At 62.1% G+C, this 18,815-nt stretch carries 20 protein-coding genes; 10 read left to right on the top strand and 10 right to left on the bottom strand.

The window, feature by feature from the left end:
• Positions 1-27: 27 nt before the first annotated feature.
• Positions 28-894 (bottom strand): universal stress protein, encoded by an 867-nt coding sequence (locus tag CKW24_RS25610; RefSeq protein WP_095171423.1) that lies wholly within the window; start codon positions 892-894, stop codon positions 28-30.
• Positions 895-1,118: 224 nt separating this feature from the next.
• Here CKW24_RS25610 and CKW24_RS25605 point away from each other — a divergent pair, with 224 nt between their 5' ends.
• The 3 genes from CKW24_RS25605 to CKW24_RS25595 all read left to right on the top strand — a co-directional run bounded on the left by CKW24_RS25605 (position 1,119) and on the right by CKW24_RS25595 (position 3,896).
• Complete coding sequence (locus CKW24_RS25605; RefSeq protein ID WP_095171421.1) at positions 1,119-1,727, top strand: tRNA-(ms[2]io[6]A)-hydroxylase; 609 nt, start codon at positions 1,119-1,121, stop codon at positions 1,725-1,727.
• Positions 1,728-1,901: 174 nt separating this feature from the next.
• Positions 1,902-2,609, top strand: a complete 708-nt coding sequence (locus CKW24_RS25600) for a winged helix-turn-helix domain-containing protein (RefSeq protein WP_095171419.1) — start codon at positions 1,902-1,904, stop codon at positions 2,607-2,609.
• A complete protein-coding gene (locus tag CKW24_RS25595; RefSeq protein WP_095171417.1) occupies positions 2,610-3,896 on the top strand; it encodes an ATP-binding protein in 1,287 nt (428 codons plus the stop codon).
• A gap of 353 nt (positions 3,897-4,249) precedes the next feature.
• Here the strand turns inward: CKW24_RS25595 and CKW24_RS25590 are convergent, their stop codons facing one another.
• Both CKW24_RS25590 and CKW24_RS25585 read right to left on the bottom strand, forming a co-directional pair.
• Positions 4,250-5,050 carry a MipA/OmpV family protein gene (locus tag CKW24_RS25590; protein WP_095171415.1) on the bottom strand — a complete coding sequence of 267 codons (801 nt, stop codon included), beginning with the start codon at positions 5,048-5,050 and terminating at the stop codon, positions 4,250-4,252.
• 111 nt (positions 5,051-5,161) lie between these two features.
• Complete coding sequence (locus CKW24_RS25585; RefSeq protein WP_095171413.1) at positions 5,162-5,566, bottom strand: PaaI family thioesterase; 405 nt, start codon at positions 5,564-5,566, stop codon at positions 5,162-5,164.
• A gap of 222 nt (positions 5,567-5,788) precedes the next feature.
• Between CKW24_RS25585 and CKW24_RS25580 the strand changes: the two genes are divergently transcribed.
• The 5 genes from CKW24_RS25580 to CKW24_RS25560 all read left to right on the top strand — a co-directional run bounded on the left by CKW24_RS25580 (position 5,789) and on the right by CKW24_RS25560 (position 9,920).
• The gene (locus CKW24_RS25580; RefSeq protein WP_095171411.1) at positions 5,789-7,465 is read left to right on the top strand and encodes an MFS transporter; all 1,677 of its coding nucleotides are present in this window, start codon (positions 5,789-5,791) and stop codon (positions 7,463-7,465) included.
• Positions 7,466-7,613: 148 nt separating this feature from the next.
• Positions 7,614-8,252 (top strand): cytochrome b/b6 domain-containing protein, encoded by a 639-nt coding sequence (locus CKW24_RS25575; protein ID WP_095171409.1) that lies wholly within the window; start codon positions 7,614-7,616, stop codon positions 8,250-8,252.
• A complete protein-coding gene (locus tag CKW24_RS25570) occupies positions 8,249-9,040 on the top strand; it encodes a molybdopterin-dependent oxidoreductase (protein ID WP_095171408.1) in 792 nt (263 codons plus the stop codon). Before CKW24_RS25575 ends, CKW24_RS25570 begins: the two co-directional genes overlap by 4 nt.
• Positions 9,041-9,112: 72 nt before the next feature.
• A complete protein-coding gene (locus tag CKW24_RS25565; protein ID WP_095171407.1) occupies positions 9,113-9,409 on the top strand; it encodes a pentapeptide MXKDX repeat protein in 297 nt (98 codons plus the stop codon).
• A 157-nt stretch (positions 9,410-9,566) separates the two neighbouring features.
• Entirely contained in the window at positions 9,567-9,920 is a 354-nt protein-coding gene (locus tag CKW24_RS25560) for a BON domain-containing protein (RefSeq protein ID WP_095171405.1), read from the top strand.
• Positions 9,921-9,978: 58 nt separating this feature from the next.
• On the opposite strand, the gene CKW24_RS25555 is transcribed toward CKW24_RS25560, so the two are convergent.
• The 7 genes from CKW24_RS25555 to CKW24_RS25525 all read right to left on the bottom strand — a co-directional run bounded on the left by CKW24_RS25555 (position 9,979) and on the right by CKW24_RS25525 (position 17,092).
• The gene (locus CKW24_RS25555; protein WP_095171404.1) at positions 9,979-10,950 is read right to left on the bottom strand and encodes an oligopeptide/dipeptide ABC transporter ATP-binding protein; all 972 of its coding nucleotides are present in this window, start codon (positions 10,948-10,950) and stop codon (positions 9,979-9,981) included.
• Entirely contained in the window at positions 10,950-11,939 is a 990-nt protein-coding gene (locus tag CKW24_RS25550) for an ABC transporter ATP-binding protein (RefSeq protein ID WP_095171469.1), read from the bottom strand. Before CKW24_RS25550 ends, CKW24_RS25555 begins: the two co-directional genes overlap by 1 nt.
• 2 nt (positions 11,940-11,941) lie before the next feature.
• Positions 11,942-12,823 carry a D,D-dipeptide ABC transporter permease gene (gene ddpC, locus CKW24_RS25545; RefSeq protein WP_095171402.1) on the bottom strand — a complete coding sequence of 294 codons (882 nt, stop codon included), beginning with the start codon at positions 12,821-12,823 and terminating at the stop codon, positions 11,942-11,944.
• Between the two features lies 1 nt (position 12,824).
• Positions 12,825-13,841, bottom strand: a complete 1,017-nt coding sequence (locus tag CKW24_RS25540) for an ABC transporter permease (protein WP_095171400.1) — start codon at positions 13,839-13,841, stop codon at positions 12,825-12,827.
• A 75-nt stretch (positions 13,842-13,916) separates the two neighbouring features.
• Positions 13,917-15,497, bottom strand: coding sequence for an ABC transporter substrate-binding protein (locus CKW24_RS25535; protein WP_095171398.1), 1,581 nt, complete (start codon positions 15,495-15,497; stop codon positions 13,917-13,919).
• 160 nt (positions 15,498-15,657) lie between these two features.
• Positions 15,658-16,194: a D-alanyl-D-alanine dipeptidase gene (gene ddpX / locus CKW24_RS25530; RefSeq protein WP_095171397.1), complete on the bottom strand. Its 537-nt coding sequence runs from the start codon at positions 16,192-16,194 to the stop codon at positions 15,658-15,660.
• Positions 16,195-16,231: 37 nt separating this feature from the next.
• Entirely contained in the window at positions 16,232-17,092 is an 861-nt protein-coding gene (locus tag CKW24_RS25525) for a MurR/RpiR family transcriptional regulator (RefSeq protein ID WP_095171395.1), read from the bottom strand.
• A gap of 205 nt (positions 17,093-17,297) precedes the next feature.
• Here CKW24_RS25525 and CKW24_RS25520 point away from each other — a divergent pair, with 205 nt between their 5' ends.
• Both CKW24_RS25520 and CKW24_RS28295 read left to right on the top strand, forming a co-directional pair.
• Positions 17,298-18,293 carry a helix-turn-helix transcriptional regulator gene (locus CKW24_RS25520; protein ID WP_256585542.1) on the top strand — a complete coding sequence of 332 codons (996 nt, stop codon included), beginning with the start codon at positions 17,298-17,300 and terminating at the stop codon, positions 18,291-18,293.
• Positions 18,294-18,624: 331 nt separating this feature from the next.
• Positions 18,625-18,815 (top strand): hypothetical protein (locus CKW24_RS28295; protein WP_218274108.1); only part of this gene is annotated, 191 nt, incomplete at its 3' end.

Here is an 18,815-nt window from a genome sequence, read left to right as displayed (position 1 = left end):
AGTTGGCTTACCAGCGAAAGCGCCTCATCAGGTCTCGCTAGACGCCAATTCCTCCAGGTGATCCATGATTTCCTGCGGCTTGAGCACCAGCACGTCGCTTTCCAGCGAGTCGAGCACCACTTCCGCGGTATTGCCGATCAACGCCCCCGAGAATCCGCTGCGCGCCACGCTGCCGATCACCGTTACCGCCGCCTGCAGCTTGTGGGCCATGTGCGGAATCAATACATCGGCCGGGCCTTCCTCGACATGCAGGTGCTCGTCATCGATGTCGAACTCGGCCTGGAACGCCTTGCAGTCTTCGCGATAGCGCGCCTCGATGGTTTCCTTGAGCTGGAACACCGGGTCGGCGGCCGACAGCATCGGCGACGGATGCGCGGTGATCACATGCAGTTGGGCCTTGGCCAGGTGAGCGATGTCGAACCCATGATCGACGATGGTGGCGTGCAATACCCGATGTTCGGGGTCGTTGTTCCCCACATCGATGGCCGCAAGGATAGTCCCGCCGGTCCAGGGTTTGGCGGTTTTCACCAGTAGCACCGGGCTCGGGCACTGGCGCAGCAGTTTCCAGTCGTCCGGGGTCAGGAGGAATTTTTTCAGCGGATTGTCGGCAAAGTGCTGCTTGACCACCAACCCGCAGCCTTCGGCCTGCTGCACATCGACAATGGTGTCGTGCACGGTTTCGTTCCAGGCTTGTTCGGTGGTAACGCTATGACCTTCGCCCACCAGGCTGGCCTTGAGCACGCTCAACAGTGCCGAGTGATCATGCTTTTTATCGCAAATCAGCAAATGCAGGTGCGCCTGGGTGACCCCGGCGATCAACTTGGCGCGCTTGAGCGCCAGGCTTTCTTCGGGGGAGGGCTCAATCACCACCAGAATGCTGCGGATGTCTTGCATGGTCAGGATCTCCGATGACAAAAAATAAGCGTGTTGAACAACTATAGATGCTGGTGGTGATCCAGGGCCTTGATGCATATCAAGTGCAGCGACTGGTGGTCTGCCGGCAGCCCGGTATAATCGCGCCTCGCTTTGAACCTTTTGCCCGTGAGCCCCATGTCATCGATCCCTGAAATCCTCGCCGTCCTGCCCCATGGTCCTGTTGAACTGTCGGAAGTGAGCCAATGATCCTTCCCGAGATTCATCAGTTCCTTGGTTGCCGGACGCCGGACGGTTGGGTTCAGGCGGCGCTGGCCGATCAGGAAACCCTGCTGATCGACCACAAGAACTGCGAGTTCAAGGCCGCCAGCACAGCGTTGAGCCTGATTGCCAAGTACCACTCCCATGTTGACCTGATCAACCTGATGTCGCGCCTGGCCCGTGAAGAACTGGTGCACCACGAGCAGGTCATGCGCCTGATGAAGAAGCGCAAGATCGCGCTGCGCCAGCTGTCCGCCGGGCGTTACGCCTCGGGCCTGCGCAAGGTGGTGCGCAGCCACGAGCCGGTCAAACTGGTGGACACCCTGGTGGTCGGGGCCTTTATCGAAGCGCGCAGTTGCGAGCGCTTCGAGGCACTGGTGCCGCACCTGGACGAGGAACTGGGCAAGTTCTACTTCGGCCTGCTGAAAAGCGAAGCCCGGCACTTCCAGGGATACCTGAAGCTGGCCTATCAGTACGGCGACGCCAAGGATATCGCCCAGGTAATCGAGCGGGTCCGCGCTGCCGAGCAGGAGTTGATCGAGTCGCCGGACGTCGAATTTCGCTTCCACAGTGGTGTACCGGCCGCCGCCTGACACCCGCCGGGAAATTGTCAAAGAACCCGGGGCAATTGTTAAAAACTCTTAAGAGTATGAAAGATCACTGAAAACCGTCCGCCAAGGGCGGTTTTTGCCGTCTGTCGTCTGCGTCCCGCCGCCGATTGGCGCCATAATGCGGCCCCTTCACTCAAGGCGTGGTCGACGGTCGTTATGGATAACCTGGGTTTTGGCAAAGTATTGCTGGTGGAAGACGACGAAAAGCTCTCCGGGCTGATCGCCTACTTCCTGTCCCAGCACGGCTTCGAAGTGCGGCAGGTGTATCGCGGCGACCTGGCCCTGGCCGCGTTCATCGAGTTCAAGCCGAAGATGGTCGTACTCGACCTGATGCTGCCGGGCCAGAGCGGGCTGCACCTGTGTCGCGAGATCCGCAGCCTGTCCGATACCCCCATCGTCATCCTCACTGCCAAGGAGGATGACCTCGACCACATCCTCGGCCTGGAGTCTGGTGCCGACGACTATGTGATCAAACCGATCAAACCACCGGTGCTACTGGCCCGCCTGCGTGCCCTGCAACGCCGCCAGGTCCCGGAAAGCACGGTGCGCGGTTCGCTGGAGTTCGGCGGGCTGCTGATCGATCGCAGTTGCCGCGAAGTGCGCCTGGCCGGCGAGCTGATCGAACTGACCACCATGGAGTTCGAGTTGCTGTGGTTGCTGGCGAGCGCGGCCGGCAAGACCCTGTCCCGGGACGACATCCTCAACCGCATGCGTGGCATCGCCTTCGACGGCCTCAACCGCAGCGTCGACGTGTACATCAGCAAGCTGCGGGCCAAACTCAAGGACAACCCGCGCGAGCCGGTGTGCATCAAGACCGTGTGGGGCAAGGGCTACCTGTTCAATCCGTTTGCCTGGGAGCTCTAGATGCTGCGTCTGTTCTTTGGCCTGTTCCTGGTGCTGGCGATTGGTCTGGTGGCGGCCATCGAGGTGGTGGACCGGACCTTTACCGCGGTCCTCGACGGTGACCTGAAAACCTATAACCGCGAGGCGGTGCGCGGGCCTGCCTATTCTCTGGTGGAGCAACTGCGTGAGCTGGATGGGCCGGGCCGCCAGGCGCAACTGGAAAAACTGCGACCCCATTACGGCCTGCGCCTGCAGTTGGTCGAGCCGGCCGAGTTGGCGCTGAGCGACACCGAGCGGGCTGAGCTGGCGGATAACCTGATGGTGGTCCGCGACACATACACCCAGTTCATCTCGCGCATCGACGACGGCGAGCAACTGCTGAGCATCAAGCTGCCGGAGGAGCCCAGCCACACGACTATCTACATGCTTCTGGCCTACAGCATGCTCGGGGTGTTGCTGGGCATCGTGCTGTTCTTCTGGGTCCGCCCGCACTGGCGTGACCTGGAAAAACTGCGTCTGGCCGCCGAGCGCTTTGGCGACAATGACCTGACGGCGCGGATCCAGTTGTCCAAGCGCTCGAACATTCGTGACCTGGCCGAACACTTCAACCAGATGGCGGCGCGCATCGAAGGCCTGATCGCCAACCAGCGCGAGCTGACCAACGCGGTGTCCCATGAACTGCGCACGCCGATTGCGCGACTGTCGTTCGAACTGGACCAGCTCAGGCAGCAGGCTGATCCGAGTGCCAACAAGGCGCTGATCGCCGACATGTATGCCGACCTCGGCGAGCTGGAGGAGATGGTCTCCGAGCTGTTGACCTACGCCAGCCTGGAGCGCGGCGCGACGGTCATCAGCCGGGAAAACATCCAGGCCAACAACTGGCTCGACAGCGTGGTCGGCAGTGTAGCGCTGGAGGCCGAAGCGGCCGGGGTGCAGTTGCTGATCGTCGAGTGCCAGCTAGCGCAAGTGCGCCTGGAGCCGCGCTTCATGGCCCGGGCGGTGATCAACCTGCTGCGCAACGCCATTCGGTATGCCGAGCAGCGGGTGGAGGTGTCGTTGGTGCGTAACGGCGATCACTATGAAGTGCGGGTCAATGACGATGGCCCCGGCGTGCCGGTGGAAGGGCGGGAGAAGATCTTCGAACCGTTCTCGCGCCTGGACGCCAGCCGCGACCGCCGCACAGGAGGCTTCGGCCTGGGGCTGGCACTGGTGCGGCGAGTGTCGCAATCCCATGGCGGGCACGTGCACGTGACGGACTCGCCGTGGGGCGGCGCGTCGTTTCGCATGACCTGGGCGCACCTGGATTAACCAGCAAACCCCACAATGACGGTGTTCAGAACACAAAACTGTGAGCGACAGCAAACCCTGTGGGAGCGAGCTTGCTCGCGATGGTCGTCAACGATTACACGTGCATTCAGGATACCCGCAGCGCTCTCCAGATCATCGCGAGCAGGCTCGCTCCCACAGGATCTCTGGCGTATCTCGGGTTGCGATTCTTCACTGACAAACCAGCTGCCACAACACAAAACTGTGAGCGACAGCAGCCCTTGTAGGAGCGAGCTTGCTCGCGATGGTCGTCAACGATTACACGTGCATTCAGGATACCCGCGGCGCTCTCCAGCTCATCGCGAGCAAGCCAGCTGCCACAATGACTGTGCCCCTCAAAAGGTGTACACCACCTGCCCAGCCACAGTCGTCTGCCAGCGTCGCTCGACCAGTGGGCTGTCGGCGGCATCGCCGTTGAGGTACTGCAGCGCCAGCACCGTGGACACGCTCCATTGCTCATCGATCGGCAGGGACCAACTGAGGTCCGCGCCGCGACTGACCAGCCCAGCGTGGGTGTCGTGGGCGCGAAATTGGCTGCGCGAAGCCTGTTTGGTGCTGACCCCATACCAGGTGCGCACATAGTTGCTGTCACCGAACTGACTGTTGAGACTGCCCAGCAACTCGCCGTAGGCACCCTTGTACAGCGGGGCGCTGATGCTCAACTTCAGGTGGTTGTAGGCCGAGCCGGTGTCATGCTCGTCGTCCTTTTCCAGCGCGTGTTCGAAGGTCGCGCCAAGGATGGCTTCGCCCAAGGGGTAGGTGGCCTCAAGGCCGAACACCGGGCGCGATTGGATCGAACCCATGCCATTGAGCGCGTCGCTGCCGTGGAACTGCGATTTGCGGTCCTTGCGCGCATCACTGGCGCCGACATACAGGCTCAGGCCAAAGTCGTCCTCGTCAAAGGCCCAGCCCAAACCCTTGTCGCTGTCCAGGAAGAACCCATGAGGGCTGGTGATCTGCACACCCAGCAGCGGTGCACTGACCCGCTCGTCGCTGCCGCTGTAGCGGGGCAGGTTGGCGATGCCGGTGTGCACACTGGCGTGCCAGTCATCGGCAGGCAACGGCTCGGCGCCAATCAGCAGGCCGAAGGAGGTGAAGACGAGGCACAAGCACTTGCGGTTGTTCAGGGAAGACATGGGGCACCCAGGGGAAATTAGGATGCCGCCATGCTAGGCGCGCGAACTCAGGCAATCTTTGACAGCTTTGTCGGGAAACTGTCAAAGACTGTGCAGCGGTCCGGCCAGTCCTTAGCCCGCTTCAACCGGCACCAGGATCGCATCCCCGGTGGCGACCAGTTTCAACTGTTCGCCGTTCTGGGCAAACAGTTCGGCGCGGGCGAATACCTGCTTCTTGCCGGCCTTGATCACCTTGCCCTTGGCGATGAAAACCTCACCCACCGCCGGTGCCAGACAGTTCACCGAGAAGTGCGAGGCCAGCACGTTGCCGGCCACCGTCCCGGCGGCAAAACCGCAGACGGTATCGAGCAGGGCGGCGATCATCCCGGCGTGCAGGAAGCCGGCATATTGCGCCATGTCGGCCTCGCGAAAGGCCATGCTTAGTTCCACCTCGCCGCTGTCGGCACGGGTGACTTGCAGGCCGGCCCAGCGGTTGAAAGCCGAACTTGAGTTGATCTGTTTGAGTGTGTTGAGCATGTCGAATCCCTCCGGGTGAAACTTCACCCTGCGCCAGGGCCAATTGAAAGTCATCGACGATAGAGCAGGGTGATAGGCACTCAGGAGGCTTGTGAATGCAGGCGAGTGGATATCTGGCGCAAGCCGATTATGCTTCAGGGAGGCCATCAGCCTGGATCCCCGCCAAGCGGCATGGACAGAGAGGCACTCCGGCCTATGACAACTACTGGACGGAGAACACCCATGCCGGCAATCGACAGCACCTCCACGGGCAGCGCGCCTCATCACGGAATCACCAAGGAGGAGCGCAAGGTCATTTTCGCCTCGTCCCTGGGGACGGTATTCGAGTGGTACGACTTCTATCTGTACGGTTCCCTCGCCGCGATCATCGCCAAGCATTTCTTTGCCGGGGTCAACGAGACCACCTCGTTCATCTTCGCGCTACTGGCCTTCGCCGCGGGCTTCGCGGTCCGGCCTTTCGGCGCCATTGTGTTTGGTCGCCTGGGCGACATGATCGGACGCAAGCACACCTTTCTCATCACCATCGTGATCATGGGGGTCTCCACCGCCGTGGTGGGATTCCTGCCGGGCTACGCAACCATCGGCGTGGCGGCGCCGATCATCCTGATTACCCTGCGGCTCTTGCAAGGCCTGGCCCTGGGCGGTGAATACGGGGGGGCGGCGACCTACGTCGCCGAGCATGCACCCAAGGGCAAGCGCGGTTTTTTCACTTCCTGGATCCAGACCACCGCGACCCTCGGGCTGTTCCTCTCGCTGCTGGTGATCCTCGCTTGTCGCACCATCCTGGGCACCGAGGCATTCGAGGCCTGGGGCTGGCGGATTCCGTTCCTGCTGTCGATCCTGCTGCTGGTCATCTCGGTGTATATCCGCCTGCAGCTCAGCGAGTCGCCGGTGTTCCTCAAGATGAAAGCTGAAGGCAAAGCTTCCAAGGCGCCGCTGACCGAGTCTTTTGCCCGCTGGGATAACCTCAAGATTGTGATCATGGCGTTGCTCGGCGGCACCGCTGGCCAGGCTGTGGTCTGGTACACCGGGCAGTTCTATGCGTTGTTCTTCCTGTTGCAGACGCTGAAGATCGACCCGCAGACCGCCAACCTGCTGATTGCCGGTTCCCTGCTGATCGGCACGCCGTTTTTTGTGATCTTCGGCAGCCTCTCCGATCGCATCGGCCGCAAGGGCATCATCATGGCCGGCTGCATCCTGGCGGCGCTGACCTACTTCCCGATCTTCCATGCGCTGACCCAGTACGGTAACCCCGACGTATTCATCGCCCAGGAGAAAAACCCGGTCACGGTGGTCGCCGATCCCGCGCAGTGTTCGTTCCAGTTCGACCCGGTGGGCAAGGCCAAATTCACCAGCTCCTGCGACCTGGCCAAGACCGTGCTGGCGAAGCGGGCGATCCCCTACAAGAACGAGAAGGCCGAGCCTGGCGCCGTGGCCCAGGTGCGTATCGGCGACCAGGTGATCCCCAGTTTCGAGGGCACCGGCATGCCGGCCGCCGACTTCAAGACGCGCAACGATGCGTTCGTCGCCTCCCTCGGCAGCGGCCTCAAGGACGCCGGATATCCCGAGAAGGCCGACCCGGCGAAGACCAACTACCCAATGGTGCTGCTGCTCCTGACCATCCTGGTGATCTATGTGACCATGGTCTACGGGCCCATCGCCGCCTGGCTGGTGGAGTTGTTCCCGGCGCGCATCCGCTACACCTCGATGTCGCTGCCGTACCACATCGGCAATGGCTGGTTCGGAGGATTCCTGCCGACGGTCGCGTTCGCTATGGTGGCGGCCACGGGGGATATCTACTACGGGCTCTGGTACCCCATCGTCATCGCGGTGATGACGGCCGTCCTGGGCATCTTCTTCATGCCGGAAACCAAGGACCGGGATATTCATCACACCTGAGGCTGCGGCCCATCCCGGGGTCTTCGTCCAGTAGGCGAAACCTCGGGAACCCGCTTTGCAGTTATCACATTAAGTTGAACTTTCCGTGAGGATTTAGCGATCTATTGGTCGGCATACTCCCTGACAAATCCAACGTCAGGAACTGATCATGTCAGTGCTGCCCACCCCTATCCGCGCTCCTGTCGAGCATCCGTATGCCAGCCATCCGCGCTGGCTGCGGCTGACCCATTGGCTCAATGCCCTGGCCGTGCTGATCATGGTGACCAGCGGCTGGCGCATCTATAACGCCTCCCCTCTGTACGACTTCAGTTTCCCCCTGGTGATCACCCTCGGTGGCTGGCTGGGCGGCGCCTTGCAGTGGCATTTTGCGGCGATGTGGCTGCTGTTGTTCAACGGCATTGCCTACCTGCTGATCAACCTTGCCAGTGGTCGCCTGTCACGGCAGTTTTTCCCCTTGTCGGCCAAGGGCGTGGCGCAAGACCTGTGGGCCGCGTTGAGGGGTCGCCTGGGGCATGCCGACCTGAGCCGCTACAACCAGGTGCAACGGCTGGCCTACCTGTTCGTGATGCTCGACATCGCGGTGCTGGTGGTCTCCGGCCTGGTGCTCTGGAAGTCGGTGCAATTTGCCACGTTGCGCGAGCTGCTGGGGGGCTATGAAGCTGCCCGGCATGTGCATTTCGTGGCGATGGCGCTGATGGTGGGGTTCGTTGCGGTCCATCTGCTGATGGTCGCCGTGGTGCCTAAAACACTCTGGGCGATGATCGTCGGCCGCAAGGAGCGCACATGAACAAGCACACGCAAGGTCCACAACTGGATGAGTCCTCCATTCTGACCGATGCCAGGAAAATCCTCGCGCCACAGCTGCAAGTCGAGGACCGCTCGCGTCGCTCGTTCCTGCTCAGGGGCCTGACCCTGGGGGGTGTGGCGATGTTGTCCGGTTGCAGCCTGACCGACAACGACAGTGTCGAAACCGCGCTGTCAGCGATGTCGCGGTTCAATGATCGGGTGCAGGGCTGGCTGTTCGACCCCAACGCACTGGCGCCGACTTATCCGCAATCGATGATTACCCGGCCGTTCCCCTTCAATGCCTTCTACGGCATCGACCAGGTGCCGGTGGTCGAAGAAGCCGAGTATCGCCTGGAAGTCACCGGCCTGGTGGCGGACCGGCGCAGTTGGCGCCTCGATGAATTACGCGCCATGGCGCAGACCGAGCAGATCACCCGGCATATCTGCGTGGAAGGCTGGAGTGCAATTGGCCGTTGGGGCGGGGTGCGCTTCAGCGATTTCCTCAAGCGGATCGGTGCCGACACCGACGCCAAGTATGTCGGCTTCAAATGCGCCGACGACTACTACACCAGTATCGACATGGCCACCGCCCTGCATACGCAAACCTTGCTGGCCCTGACCTATGACGGCGAAGTACTGCCGCGCCGCTATGGCTTTCCGATGAAGCTGCGCATGCCGACCAAGCTGGGCTACAAGAACCCCAAACACATCCAGGCGATATTCGTCAGCAATACCTACAGCGGTGGCTACTGGGAAGACCAGGGCTACAACTGGTTCGGTGGTAGCTGATGGGCGCCGAGAATTTCTACGGCGCGGCACTCGCTGCGTCGATTCGCAACCTGAGCTTCAAGGAGTTACACCATGAACAAGATCACCACTGCAGTCCTGTCCATGTGCCTGGCACTAGGCGCCGCCAGCGTGTATGCCGCTGACACCATGTCCAAAGATGCGATGAGCAAAGACGCCATGAGCAAGGACTCGATGTCCAAAGATGCGATGAGCAAAGACGCCATGAGCAAGGACTCGATGTCCAAGGATGCGATGAGCAAAGACGCCATGAGCAAGGACTCGATGTCCAAGGATGCGATGAGCAAAGACGGCATGAGCAAGGGCTCGATGTCCAAGGACGCCATGAAAAAAGACGCCATGGCGCAGTAATATCCACCCCGGCAGATCCCATGGGCCGCCTTCCTGGCGGCCTTCTTGCGTGGCCAATCGGCACCGCGCGCCAGGCACTATAATTAACCTGTGTTGTGGCGCGTATTGCCCGGCGAACCCGCTGGCCATACGACGGCTCACAACAGAGGGTTCTGCCATGAAAAATCATTCCTTGCAGCATTTGTCCCACGACCTGGGCATGGCCGTTCACGACACGTGGACCACCACCCGGGTGAAATCCGCCCTGGCCTTCGCCGATAAGACGTTGAGCCTGAATGTCCACGTCAAGACTCATGCCGGCACAGTGGCCTTGAGCGGCAGGGTGCTGACCCATCGCCAGTGTGAACAGGCCATTGAACTGGCCCGGGGCGTGCCCGGGGTCATGGAAGTCGATGCCCGGGAACTGCTGACTAACGTGTTCATGCCGGGCAGCAACATGGAGGCGCCCGACGCCGAGGAGCGCCACGAGTACCGCTCGCCGTTGTCGGGCAAGAAGGACGATGAGCCTTAGCTGACCCGCAACCCAGCCGTAGCAGCCGGGGAGTGGCTCCCCGGCTGGCCCAGCCCGATCACAGCTGGACGTGACACCTGACTCGCTGCTGCTCATCCCCACGCATCACCTGTGGTTGTTCACAACCGTGGGTGCTGAAGCTGCAGCGCTCACGGAAAAAACAGCCTGTGGGCAGTTGCCGGTTACCGGGGAGCTCGGTTGGCGCGGCGACCTGTTCGGCATGCAGGGCAACCCCCAGGCGCGGTACTGCTTCGAACAGCAGGCGGGTGTAGGGATGGCGCGGTTCTTCGAGGACCTGGGCGGCGCTGCCCAGTTCGACAATCTGTCCCAGGTACATCACCGCCACACGGTCGGCCATGTGTCGCACCACCGAGACGTTGTGCGAAATTAATATGTACGTCAGGTTGCGGGCCCGTTGCAATTCGGCCAGCAGGTTGAGGATCTGCGCCTGCACCGAGATATCCAGGGCCGAGGTCGGCTCGTCGAGGACGATGATGTCCGGGTCCGAGGACAGGGCCCTGGCGATGGCGATCCGTTGCCGCTGGCCACCGGAAAACTGGTGGGCAAACCGGTCCAGGTACTCCGGGCGGATCCCCACCTGCGCCGCAACCTTGGCCGCGATCTCGCGCATTTCGCTGCGGTTGCGGTGGCCGCGGGCGTACAGCGGTTCGGTGATGATCCTCCAGATCGGCAGGCGCGGATCAAGGGACGATTGCGGATCCTGGAACACGATCTGCACGTTGCTGCTGCCCGGTCCCTTGCTGCCAGCGGCCCAGTTCAGCTCACCGCTGCTGGGCGCGAGCAGGCCCATCAGCAACTGGGCCAAAGTGCTTTTGCCGCAGCCGGACTCGCCGACGATACCCAGGGTTTCCCCGGCCCGCACCTGCAGGTCAATGCCGTTGAGGGCGTGGGCGTAACCCCGTGGTCGCCCCAGCCAGTCGTTGCTCACCGGGAAGCGCACACGCACGTCCGTGAGCCGCAGGATCTCGGCAGCGGATTCGCTAACGGGGTGAATCAGCGCACTGTTCATCACGCAAACTCCTTGAGCGGCAACCAGCACGCGCTTTGGCGTTGCTCATTACCCTGGATGGGGGTCAGGACCGGACGCTTGCCACACACTGGCATGCTGTGCGGGCAGCGTTCTTCGAAAGTGCAGCCCACGGGCAGGGAGGCCAGGTTGGGCACTTGCCCGGGAATGGTCATCAGCGGCTGACCCGGCTCGACCATTTCCGGCAGGCCGCTGAGCAACCCCTGGGTGTAAGGGTGTTGGGGGTTGCCCATGACTTCGGCGGTGCTGCCTTGCTCGACCACGGCGCCGGTGTACATCACGTAGACCCGGTCGCAGAACTGCGAGACCAGCGCCATGTCGTGGGTGATCAGCAAGATCGCCGTGCCTTTTTGCCGGGCCTTCTCGCGCAGCAGCAACAGCACCTGGCGTTGCACCGTGACGTCGAGGGCAGTGGTCGGCTCGTCGGCGATCAGCAGTTGTGGTTCACAGGAAAACGCCAGGGCGATCATCACCCGTTGGCGCATGCCGCCGGACAGCTCGAAGGGATAGCTTTCCAGCACTTGTTCAGGGCTGGCGATGTGCATGTCGCGCAGCAAGGCAATGGCCTTGGTGCGCGCCTCGGCGGCACTGATCTTCTGGTGGTGGATGATCACGTCGAGCATCTGCCGGCCGATGCGCCGGGTCGGGTTGAGCGCGGTCATCGGCTCCTGGAAAATCATCGCCGCATCGCGACCGCGAATCTGCAGCAAGTCCTTTTCCGGGGCAGCGAGCATGTCGCGGTTGAGCATGTGCAGGCTGCCACCGGTCACGCGATAACTGCGCTCGGGCAGCAGGCGCATGCTGAGCATTGCGGTCACCGACTTGCCCGAGCCGGACTCGCCGACCACGCCGACTATTTCCCCCGGATTGACGTGCAGCGAGACGCCGTTCAACGCCTTGACGTTGTTCTTGTAGGCCGGGAATTCCAGGCTCAGGTTTTCGATGGCCAATACAGGCGTAGCAGTGTGCATGGTCATTTCCCCTGTTGCCGTGGGTCGAGCAGATCGCGCACGCCATCGCCCAGCAAATTGAAACCGGTGGCGGTGATCAGGATCGCCAGCCCCGGGAAGGTCGAGTACCACCAGTTGTCCAGGATGTAGTTGCGCCCGGTGGCGACCATGGCGCCCCATTCGGCGGTGGGTTGTTGTGCGCCCAGGCCGATGAAGCCCAGGGCCGATGCCATGAGGATCGCGCTGCCGATATCCAGGCTCAACTGCACCAGCAAAGGGGGCATGGCATTGCGTGCGACGTGCCAGTGCACCATGTGCCAACGCCCTGCGCCGAAGGTTTCGGCAGCCTTGACGTAGCCCATCTGGCGGATGCTCAGGGCCTGGCCGCGGGCCAGGCGCACATAGGACGGAATCCGTACCAGGGTAATTGCCAACATGGCATTGAACAGGCTGGCGCCCAGCGCGGCGGCCAGGGCCATGATCAGCACCAGCGACGGCACCGACAGCATGATGTCCATCAGGCGCATGGTCAGGGCATCGAAGCGCCCGCCGATCACTCCGGAAAAACAGCCCAGCAAGCCGCCAATCAAGCACGAGGCAAAGGCCACGAACAGGCCGACGCCCACCGATTGCTGGCTGCCGTACAGGACTCGGCTGAACAGGTCGCGGCCGACTTCGTCGGTACCGAACCAGTGCTCTGCCGACGGCGGTGCCAGGCGCTCGGCGAGGTTCAGGGCGTTGGGATCATGGCTGGCCAGCCAGGGCGCAAAGATCATGCATAGCAGGACAATCAGGGTGATTGCCAGGCCGGCCATGGTCAGCGGGCTGCGGCGGATCTGGTAGGCCAGGTAGGCGAGTTTTTCGCGCCAGCGCGGACCACGCGCGGCCGTCAGGGTCAGGGACATTTCAATTCACCTCGCCAATGCGTGGATCGATCACGCGGTACAGAAGATCGATGGCCATGTTCAGCAGTACATAGATAAACGACACCAGGATCGCGAAGCCCATCACTGCCGGGAAGTCCAGGGACTGGATCGACTTGACCACATAGGCCCCCATGCCGGGCCAGGCGAACACGGTTTCGGTCAGCACCGCGCCATACAGCAAGTCGCCCAGGGTCAGCCCCAGCACCGTCACCGAAGGGATCAGCGCATTGGGCAGCGCATGGCGCAGGATCACTGTCCAGCGTGACAGGCCATAAGCCCGGGCTGTGCGAATGTAGTCTTCGCCGAGTTGGTCGAGCATCGCCGAGCGGATCTGCCGGGCGACCACGCCCAGGGTCACGAAGCCCAGGGTCGCGGCCGGCAGGATCAGGTGTTCCAGGGCGTCGAGAAACAGCCCGCCGTCACCGGCCAGCAGGGCGTCGATCAGGTAGAACCCGGTGAAGGTCGGCGGCGGTGCCACGCCTTCGGACAAGCGGCCGCCGCCGGGCAACCAGCCCAGGTGGCCGTAGAACAGCACTATGGCCCCCAGGCCCAGCCAGAAGGCCGGTGTGGAAATGCCAGTGACCGCCAGGGTCCGCGCGATCTGGTCGATCGCCCGGTTGTGATAGACCGCCGACAGCACGCCCAGGGGCACGCCCACCAGGATCGCCAGGAACAGCGCCACCAGGGCCAGCTCTAGCGTGGCAGGGAAGAATGCCTGCAAGTCTTCCAGCACTGGACGGTTGGTGCGGATCGATGTCCCGAGGTCGCCGTGCAACAGGTCCATCAGGTAGCGGCCGTATTGTTGGTACAGCGGCAGGTCCAGCCCCAACTGGTGACGAATGCCCGCCACCAGCGCATCGCTGGCCCGGTCGCCGGCGATCAACCGGGCGGGATCCCCGGGGATCAAGTGGGAAATTGCAAAGGTAATCAGCGAAACGCCGAACACGACCAACACCAGGCCGAACAGGCGCTTGCGCAACAGAGTCAGGAAGGCCATTTGGCACCTCAGTCACAGCAACGACAAAATTCAACAGCCGCGCCAGCCATTGCTGGCTGGCGCGAGGGAGCGGGTTTACTTGCTCATGCTGCCAAGGTTGAACACCTGTTCCAGCATCGGGTTGAACACGTAGCCCTTGACCGAATCACGCATCGGCAGGGTGTAGCTCTTCTGATAGAGGTAGGCGTAGACGCTGTCCTTGAGCACCATTTTTTGCGCGTTCTGGTACAGCTCGACGCGCTTGGCCGTGTCGCTGGTGGTGGCGGCCTCGCGGATCAGGGTGTCGACCTGGGGGTTGCTGTAGAACGAACGGTTGCCTTGCAGGCCCTGCATCTTGGAGTCGAACCAGAAGTTCATGAACATGTAGGGGTCGGCGAAGTCCGGGCTCCAGGTGCCCACGGCGATGTCGTAGTCGGCCTGGCCAACGCGTTCACGCAGGGTGGCGTTGGCGGTTTTTTCCAGCTTGAGGTTGATGCCCAACGGCGCCAGGGCCGCTTGCAGGGTCAGGCCGATCGGCTCCCAGTTGGCGTCCTTGTCCGAGTACATGTAGCTCAGGTTGGTGATCTTCTGCGGTGCCTTGGCCAGGCTCTCCTTGGCGGCTGCCATGTCTTGCTTCATCTCGGGCAGGGAGCTGTCGTAGGCCCACATGCCATCCGGGATCGGCCCGTTCAGCAGCTTGGCCTTGTCCTTGAGAATGCCCTTGACGATGCCGTTGTAGTCCACTGCTTCGGTAATCGCCCGGCGAGCGTCGACGCTGGTCAGCGGGCCTTTCTTGTTGTTCAGGTACAGGTAGGTGACCCGCAGCGACGGGAACTCCTTGACCACCACGCCCGGCTTGCTGGCGAGAGCGCCCAACTGGTCTTCGGGCATGTCCTCGATGATGTCCAGGTCACCGCGTTCCAGTTGCAGGCGGCGCACCGACGGCTCGGCGATGATCTTCAGCACCACGGTTTTCAGCGCAGGTTTGGGCCCGGCAAAGTGCGGGTTGGGCTCCATGGTCAGCGACTGGCCTTTCTGCCAGTTGCTCAGGCGGTACGGGCCGGAACCTGCGGTGTGGCTGGACAGCCAGGCGTTGGTTTCCGCGCCTTTGCTGGCCACGGCCGGGTTGACGATCGAAGCGCCGTTGTGGGCCAGGGTGAACAGGAACGGGGCGAACGGCGTCTTGAGCGTGAAACGAATAGTCTGTGGGTCGATCACGGCGACCACCATGTCTTCCGGGAACGCACCGGACGGCCCTTGCTTGAGGGTCATCAGGCGGTCGAAGGAAAACTTCACGGCGGCGGCGTCCACACTGGCGCCGTCATCGAACTTGTTGCCGGGCTTGATCTTGAATTCCCAGACCAGGTTGTCCGGGGAAACGGTCCAGCTTTCAGCCAGGTCGCCCTGGACTTCGGTGCTGCTCTTGTCACCCTCGATCTTGTAGCCCACCAGGCGCTGGTAGGACGGGTAGGTGATGGTCCAGTCATTGTTGTCGAAGGTCACGGCCGGGTCGAGGGTCTGCGGGTCGGCGGGTTTGCCGATGACCAGTGTGTCCTGGGCGACGGCAGCGCTGGCGGCTTGCCAGGCGCCGAGGCTCAGCGCGCTGCACAGGACGCTCAGCAGCAGTTTGCCGACGCCGGGGAAAGGTTTGCGGGTCACGGTGGTGATTAGGGTCATGCCGGTTTCCTTGATCATTCGATGTATGGAAGTACGTCAGGTTTGTTTTTATAAAATCTATAACCGGGCAGTAGCAGGTGAAGCAGGGTGGAGCGTTTTGTTGTTGTAGGTCGCGGCAGAAACTCTGCGGTTTCTTCGGTACGTCTTGGCCGGGGGCGGTTCATTCCTCCAGCAGGGGGTAGTCGTCGGCATTCGGCAGTTCGAAATGCCACCACTCGGTGGCGATGGCCTGGAAGCCGGCGCCGAGCATGATCCCCAGCAGCAGCAGGCGATTGCGCTGCACGCTCGCTGGCAGGTCGGGATAAAACTGATGGGACTTTTCTTCCATCGCGTCGAAGGCCGTGCCCATGTCCAGCGGCGTGCCATCGCTGTCCACCAGGGTCAGGTCGACGGCCACGCCGCGGCTGTGGTGCGAGCCCAGGTGCGGATCACGCACGTAGTCGTTGTTGGGCAAGGCTTCCCATAACAGGTACTGGGCATACGGCGGGCGGTAGGCGTCATAGATGCGCAGGGTGTAGCCGGCCAGGCGCGCCAGTTGGCTGGCCTTGTCCAGGCACTCGGCGGCTGCGGCGTGCAACAGGCAGCGCGCCGTCGGGTAGATCACTTTTCCAGCCAGGTTGTCGGCACTGGCGTAGATCAGATCGATTTGCACCTGATAACGCTGGGCGTCAATTTCTACAAGGGGGCTGTGGCTCACGCAAACACTCCAGTTGGGATTCAGTGGGGCGGGGGGATCAGCCTTCGAACTGGCCGAAGGCTTTTTGCAATTGACGGTTCCTGGCCAGGCGTTCATCGAGGCGCTCGCCGTATTTCTCCGCGACGGCCGAAACCACCAGGTTCAACAGGCACGCCAGGGGCGCCGGGGAGTCCCAGAACTGCCCGACATCGGTTTTCAGCTGCAACAGGTCAAGGGGATAGTCACGGGCCCAGGGGCATTGCAGGTCGGTGATCAGCGCCAGCGGCAGGTCGTTGTCGATCGCCGCGTCGCAGAAGGTCTGGGTCACGCTGGAGTACGCGCGAAAGTCGGCAATGATGGCGTACGGGTTGGCGAAGCCGGAGTTCAGGGTTTCGGCATAGATGCCCGACAGGCCATCGACGTAGTAGACCTTGGGGCGAATGTATTCCAGGTGACTGTGGAAGGCCGTGAGGATCCCGCGTGTGGACTGGATTCCGAGAATGAACACCGCATCGGCTTCGTAGATGCGCTGCACGATCTGGGCAAAGGTCTCGCTGCGCGCCAGGGCGTAGACCATCTGGATCGCTTCGATCTCGCGATGTTGGGAGCGCTCCAGGGCGTCGTCGGCGTTGGTTTCGGCACGGAAGGCGGCAATCCGGTCGGTGATCAGCCAGGAAGTGGGCGCCTCGCCGCGCAGGCTCTGTTTGACCTCATCGATATTCTGGTAGCCCAGGGAGCGCAAGAACCGCCCCACGGAAATCCCGGTGGTGGAGGTCTGCTGGGCGATGCTGTCGGCCGACTCGAAGGGCAATTGCTCGGGGTTGCCGAGCAGGTAACTGGCGATGCGCTTGCCGGTCGGGGTCAGGCTGGAGAACTTGTGTTCCAGCAACTGCAGAAAACTGTTCTTTTCCATGGACATAGGGGCGCGCCAGGTACGGGATTGTTATATATGTGTCATTTATTGTGACCGTGTTATGAACATAACATTCGTTATCGAGGGAACACAACGCCTTTTTACTCAGTGCGCCAATGACCCGGTTTGCCGGCTGGACGCTGTTGCGTCGCCTGTGGCATGGTCCAGCGCTCAGGTACGTCAGGCTTGTTCAGTAGTCGGGGTTGTCGTGATGGTTGCGGGTGAGTTGTGCGCTGCACAGATGTCGATGGCCACGCTCGAGGCATTTAATGGTTGCCTGCTCCAGCTGGCGCGGGTTGCGCGGGAGCGGGGCGGTTCGCACTTCATTGCCGAAGGCTTGCAGGCCTTTCGCCAATTGGTGCCGTTTGCCTCGGGTTGGTGGGGTGAGATGTCGGCCTCCCACGCCAGCGCGCCGCCGCAAAGCTGGATGCACGGGCGTATCGACCTGCCGGAGTCCTTTGTCGAGGAGTGGAGCCAGGTGGCGGAACTGGACTGCTTCGCCAATGACACCTTTACCCGCCTGGGGCAGGTGATGCGCGACAGCGAGTTCACCGACCCCAGCGAGGAAGTGAACGACTTCGCCCGCCGGCATGATCTCTATCACCTGATGAGCATCACTTTCGAATTGCCTGAAAGCGGCCTGTACTTTTTTGTCTGCCTGTACCGGGGCGTCGACGACGCGACTTTCAATGAGTGCGAGGCCGGGTTGTTCCAGGCCTTCTGTGATCACTTGTTGCAGCTGTGGCGATTCCAGGTGCAGGACATGATCCGCCTCGACACCGGCAATGGCGCCAGCGATTTTGGCGTAGCGCGCATGGACGGCAGCCTGCTGTATGTGGGCGCGCAGTTATGCGCTGCGATTGGCCGCGAAGTGCCGGGGTGGAACGGCTCGATCCTGCCGCCCCAGGTCATCGCCCAACTGGCCAAGGTCCCCTGCGTGATGCGCCTGGGCCGCTGCGCCCTGACCCTGAGCCCGAATGCCGAGCATGTGATCCTGTCCCTCGAAGCGCCACCGCGCGGGGTGGTCCTGGCCCCCCGCGAACGCACGGCGGCCATGCTGTTTGCCGCGGGTCACTCGTACAAGGAAATCGCCAGGATCCTCGCCCTGAGCCCCGCCACCGTGCGCACCTACCTGCGCAATTGCTACGTGCAGTTGGGGGTCAAGAGCAAGGTCGAACTGGGCTCGGCGTTGCGCTCCAACAGCTGACACGCAGCAAAGTACATATCCATTTCTTCGGTAACGGCCTCCTATGGTTCCGCCTGACGGCGGCTCACTTTTGAACAGCGCAAAAGTAAGCAAAACGCTTTTACCCCACCACTCGGTGCCTCGCTTAGGCTCGGCATGCCCGTACTCCGACATTGATTTGGGGGGCCGCCGCAATGGGCCCTCCCTGGCCCAGTGCGGCTAAACCGGCGTCCTGCCGGTTTACCCCCCAAATCAATATCGGATTCCGGCCAGCGTGGTTAACGGGGCGCCCAGGATCAAAAACAAAGCGAGGCGGCCTGAAAGCCGACCTGATCGCTAGGGCATGCGCGGTGTGGCTTCTACTTCCCAAGACGCTGACGAAGTCAGCCATCTTTTGATCTGGCTCTGGCTCTGGCTCTGGCTCTGGCTCTGGCTCTGGCTCTGGCTTTTGATCCTGGGCGCCCCGTTAACCACGCTGGCCGAACGCAGGCTTGAAGCCGTGGGTAACCCGGCAGGACGCCGGGTTAGCCGCCCCGCGCCATG

This window comes from Pseudomonas sp. Irchel 3H3 (genome assembly GCF_900187635.1).
Classification (GTDB): Bacteria; Pseudomonadota; Gammaproteobacteria; order Pseudomonadales; family Pseudomonadaceae; genus Aquipseudomonas.
Note: the sequence above shows the minus strand (reverse complement) of the source record. Positions and strands in the feature narration are given on the sequence as shown.

Bases quoted from the DNA above. Each gene is read 5' to 3' on its own strand.
- CKW24_RS25565 (WP_095171407.1), top strand. From the start codon at position 9,113: ATGAACAAGATCACCACTGCAGTCCTGTCCATGTGCCTGGCACTAGGC.
- CKW24_RS25520 (WP_256585542.1), top strand. From the start codon at position 17,298: ATGGTTGCGGGTGAGTTGTGCGCTGCACAGATGTCGATGGCCACGCTC.
- CKW24_RS25585 (WP_095171413.1), bottom strand. From the start codon at position 5,566: ATGCTCAACACACTCAAACAGATCAACTCAAGTTCGGCTTTCAACCGC.
- CKW24_RS25540 (WP_095171400.1), bottom strand. From the start codon at position 13,841: ATGGCCTTCCTGACTCTGTTGCGCAAGCGCCTGTTCGGCCTGGTGTTG.
- CKW24_RS25535 (WP_095171398.1), bottom strand. From the start codon at position 15,497: ATGACCCTAATCACCACCGTGACCCGCAAACCTTTCCCCGGCGTCGGC.
- CKW24_RS25555 (WP_095171404.1), bottom strand. From the start codon at position 10,950: ATGAACAGTGCGCTGATTCACCCCGTTAGCGAATCCGCTGCCGAGATC.
- CKW24_RS25595 (WP_095171417.1), top strand. From the start codon at position 2,610: ATGCTGCGTCTGTTCTTTGGCCTGTTCCTGGTGCTGGCGATTGGTCTG.
- CKW24_RS25560 (WP_095171405.1), top strand. From the start codon at position 9,567: ATGAAAAATCATTCCTTGCAGCATTTGTCCCACGACCTGGGCATGGCC.
- CKW24_RS25550 (WP_095171469.1), bottom strand. From the start codon at position 11,939: ATGCACACTGCTACGCCTGTATTGGCCATCGAAAACCTGAGCCTGGAA.
- CKW24_RS25580 (WP_095171411.1), top strand. From the start codon at position 5,789: ATGCCGGCAATCGACAGCACCTCCACGGGCAGCGCGCCTCATCACGGA.
- CKW24_RS25605 (WP_095171421.1), top strand. From the start codon at position 1,119: ATGATCCTTCCCGAGATTCATCAGTTCCTTGGTTGCCGGACGCCGGAC.
- ddpC (WP_095171402.1), bottom strand. From the start codon at position 12,823: ATGTCCCTGACCCTGACGGCCGCGCGTGGTCCGCGCTGGCGCGAAAAA.
- CKW24_RS25600 (WP_095171419.1), top strand. From the start codon at position 1,902: ATGGATAACCTGGGTTTTGGCAAAGTATTGCTGGTGGAAGACGACGAA.
- CKW24_RS25590 (WP_095171415.1), bottom strand. From the start codon at position 5,050: ATGTCTTCCCTGAACAACCGCAAGTGCTTGTGCCTCGTCTTCACCTCC.
- CKW24_RS25610 (WP_095171423.1), bottom strand. From the start codon at position 894: ATGCAAGACATCCGCAGCATTCTGGTGGTGATTGAGCCCTCCCCCGAA.
- CKW24_RS25570 (WP_095171408.1), top strand. From the start codon at position 8,249: ATGAACAAGCACACGCAAGGTCCACAACTGGATGAGTCCTCCATTCTG.
- CKW24_RS25575 (WP_095171409.1), top strand. From the start codon at position 7,614: ATGTCAGTGCTGCCCACCCCTATCCGCGCTCCTGTCGAGCATCCGTAT.
- CKW24_RS25525 (WP_095171395.1), bottom strand. From the start codon at position 17,092: ATGTCCATGGAAAAGAACAGTTTTCTGCAGTTGCTGGAACACAAGTTC.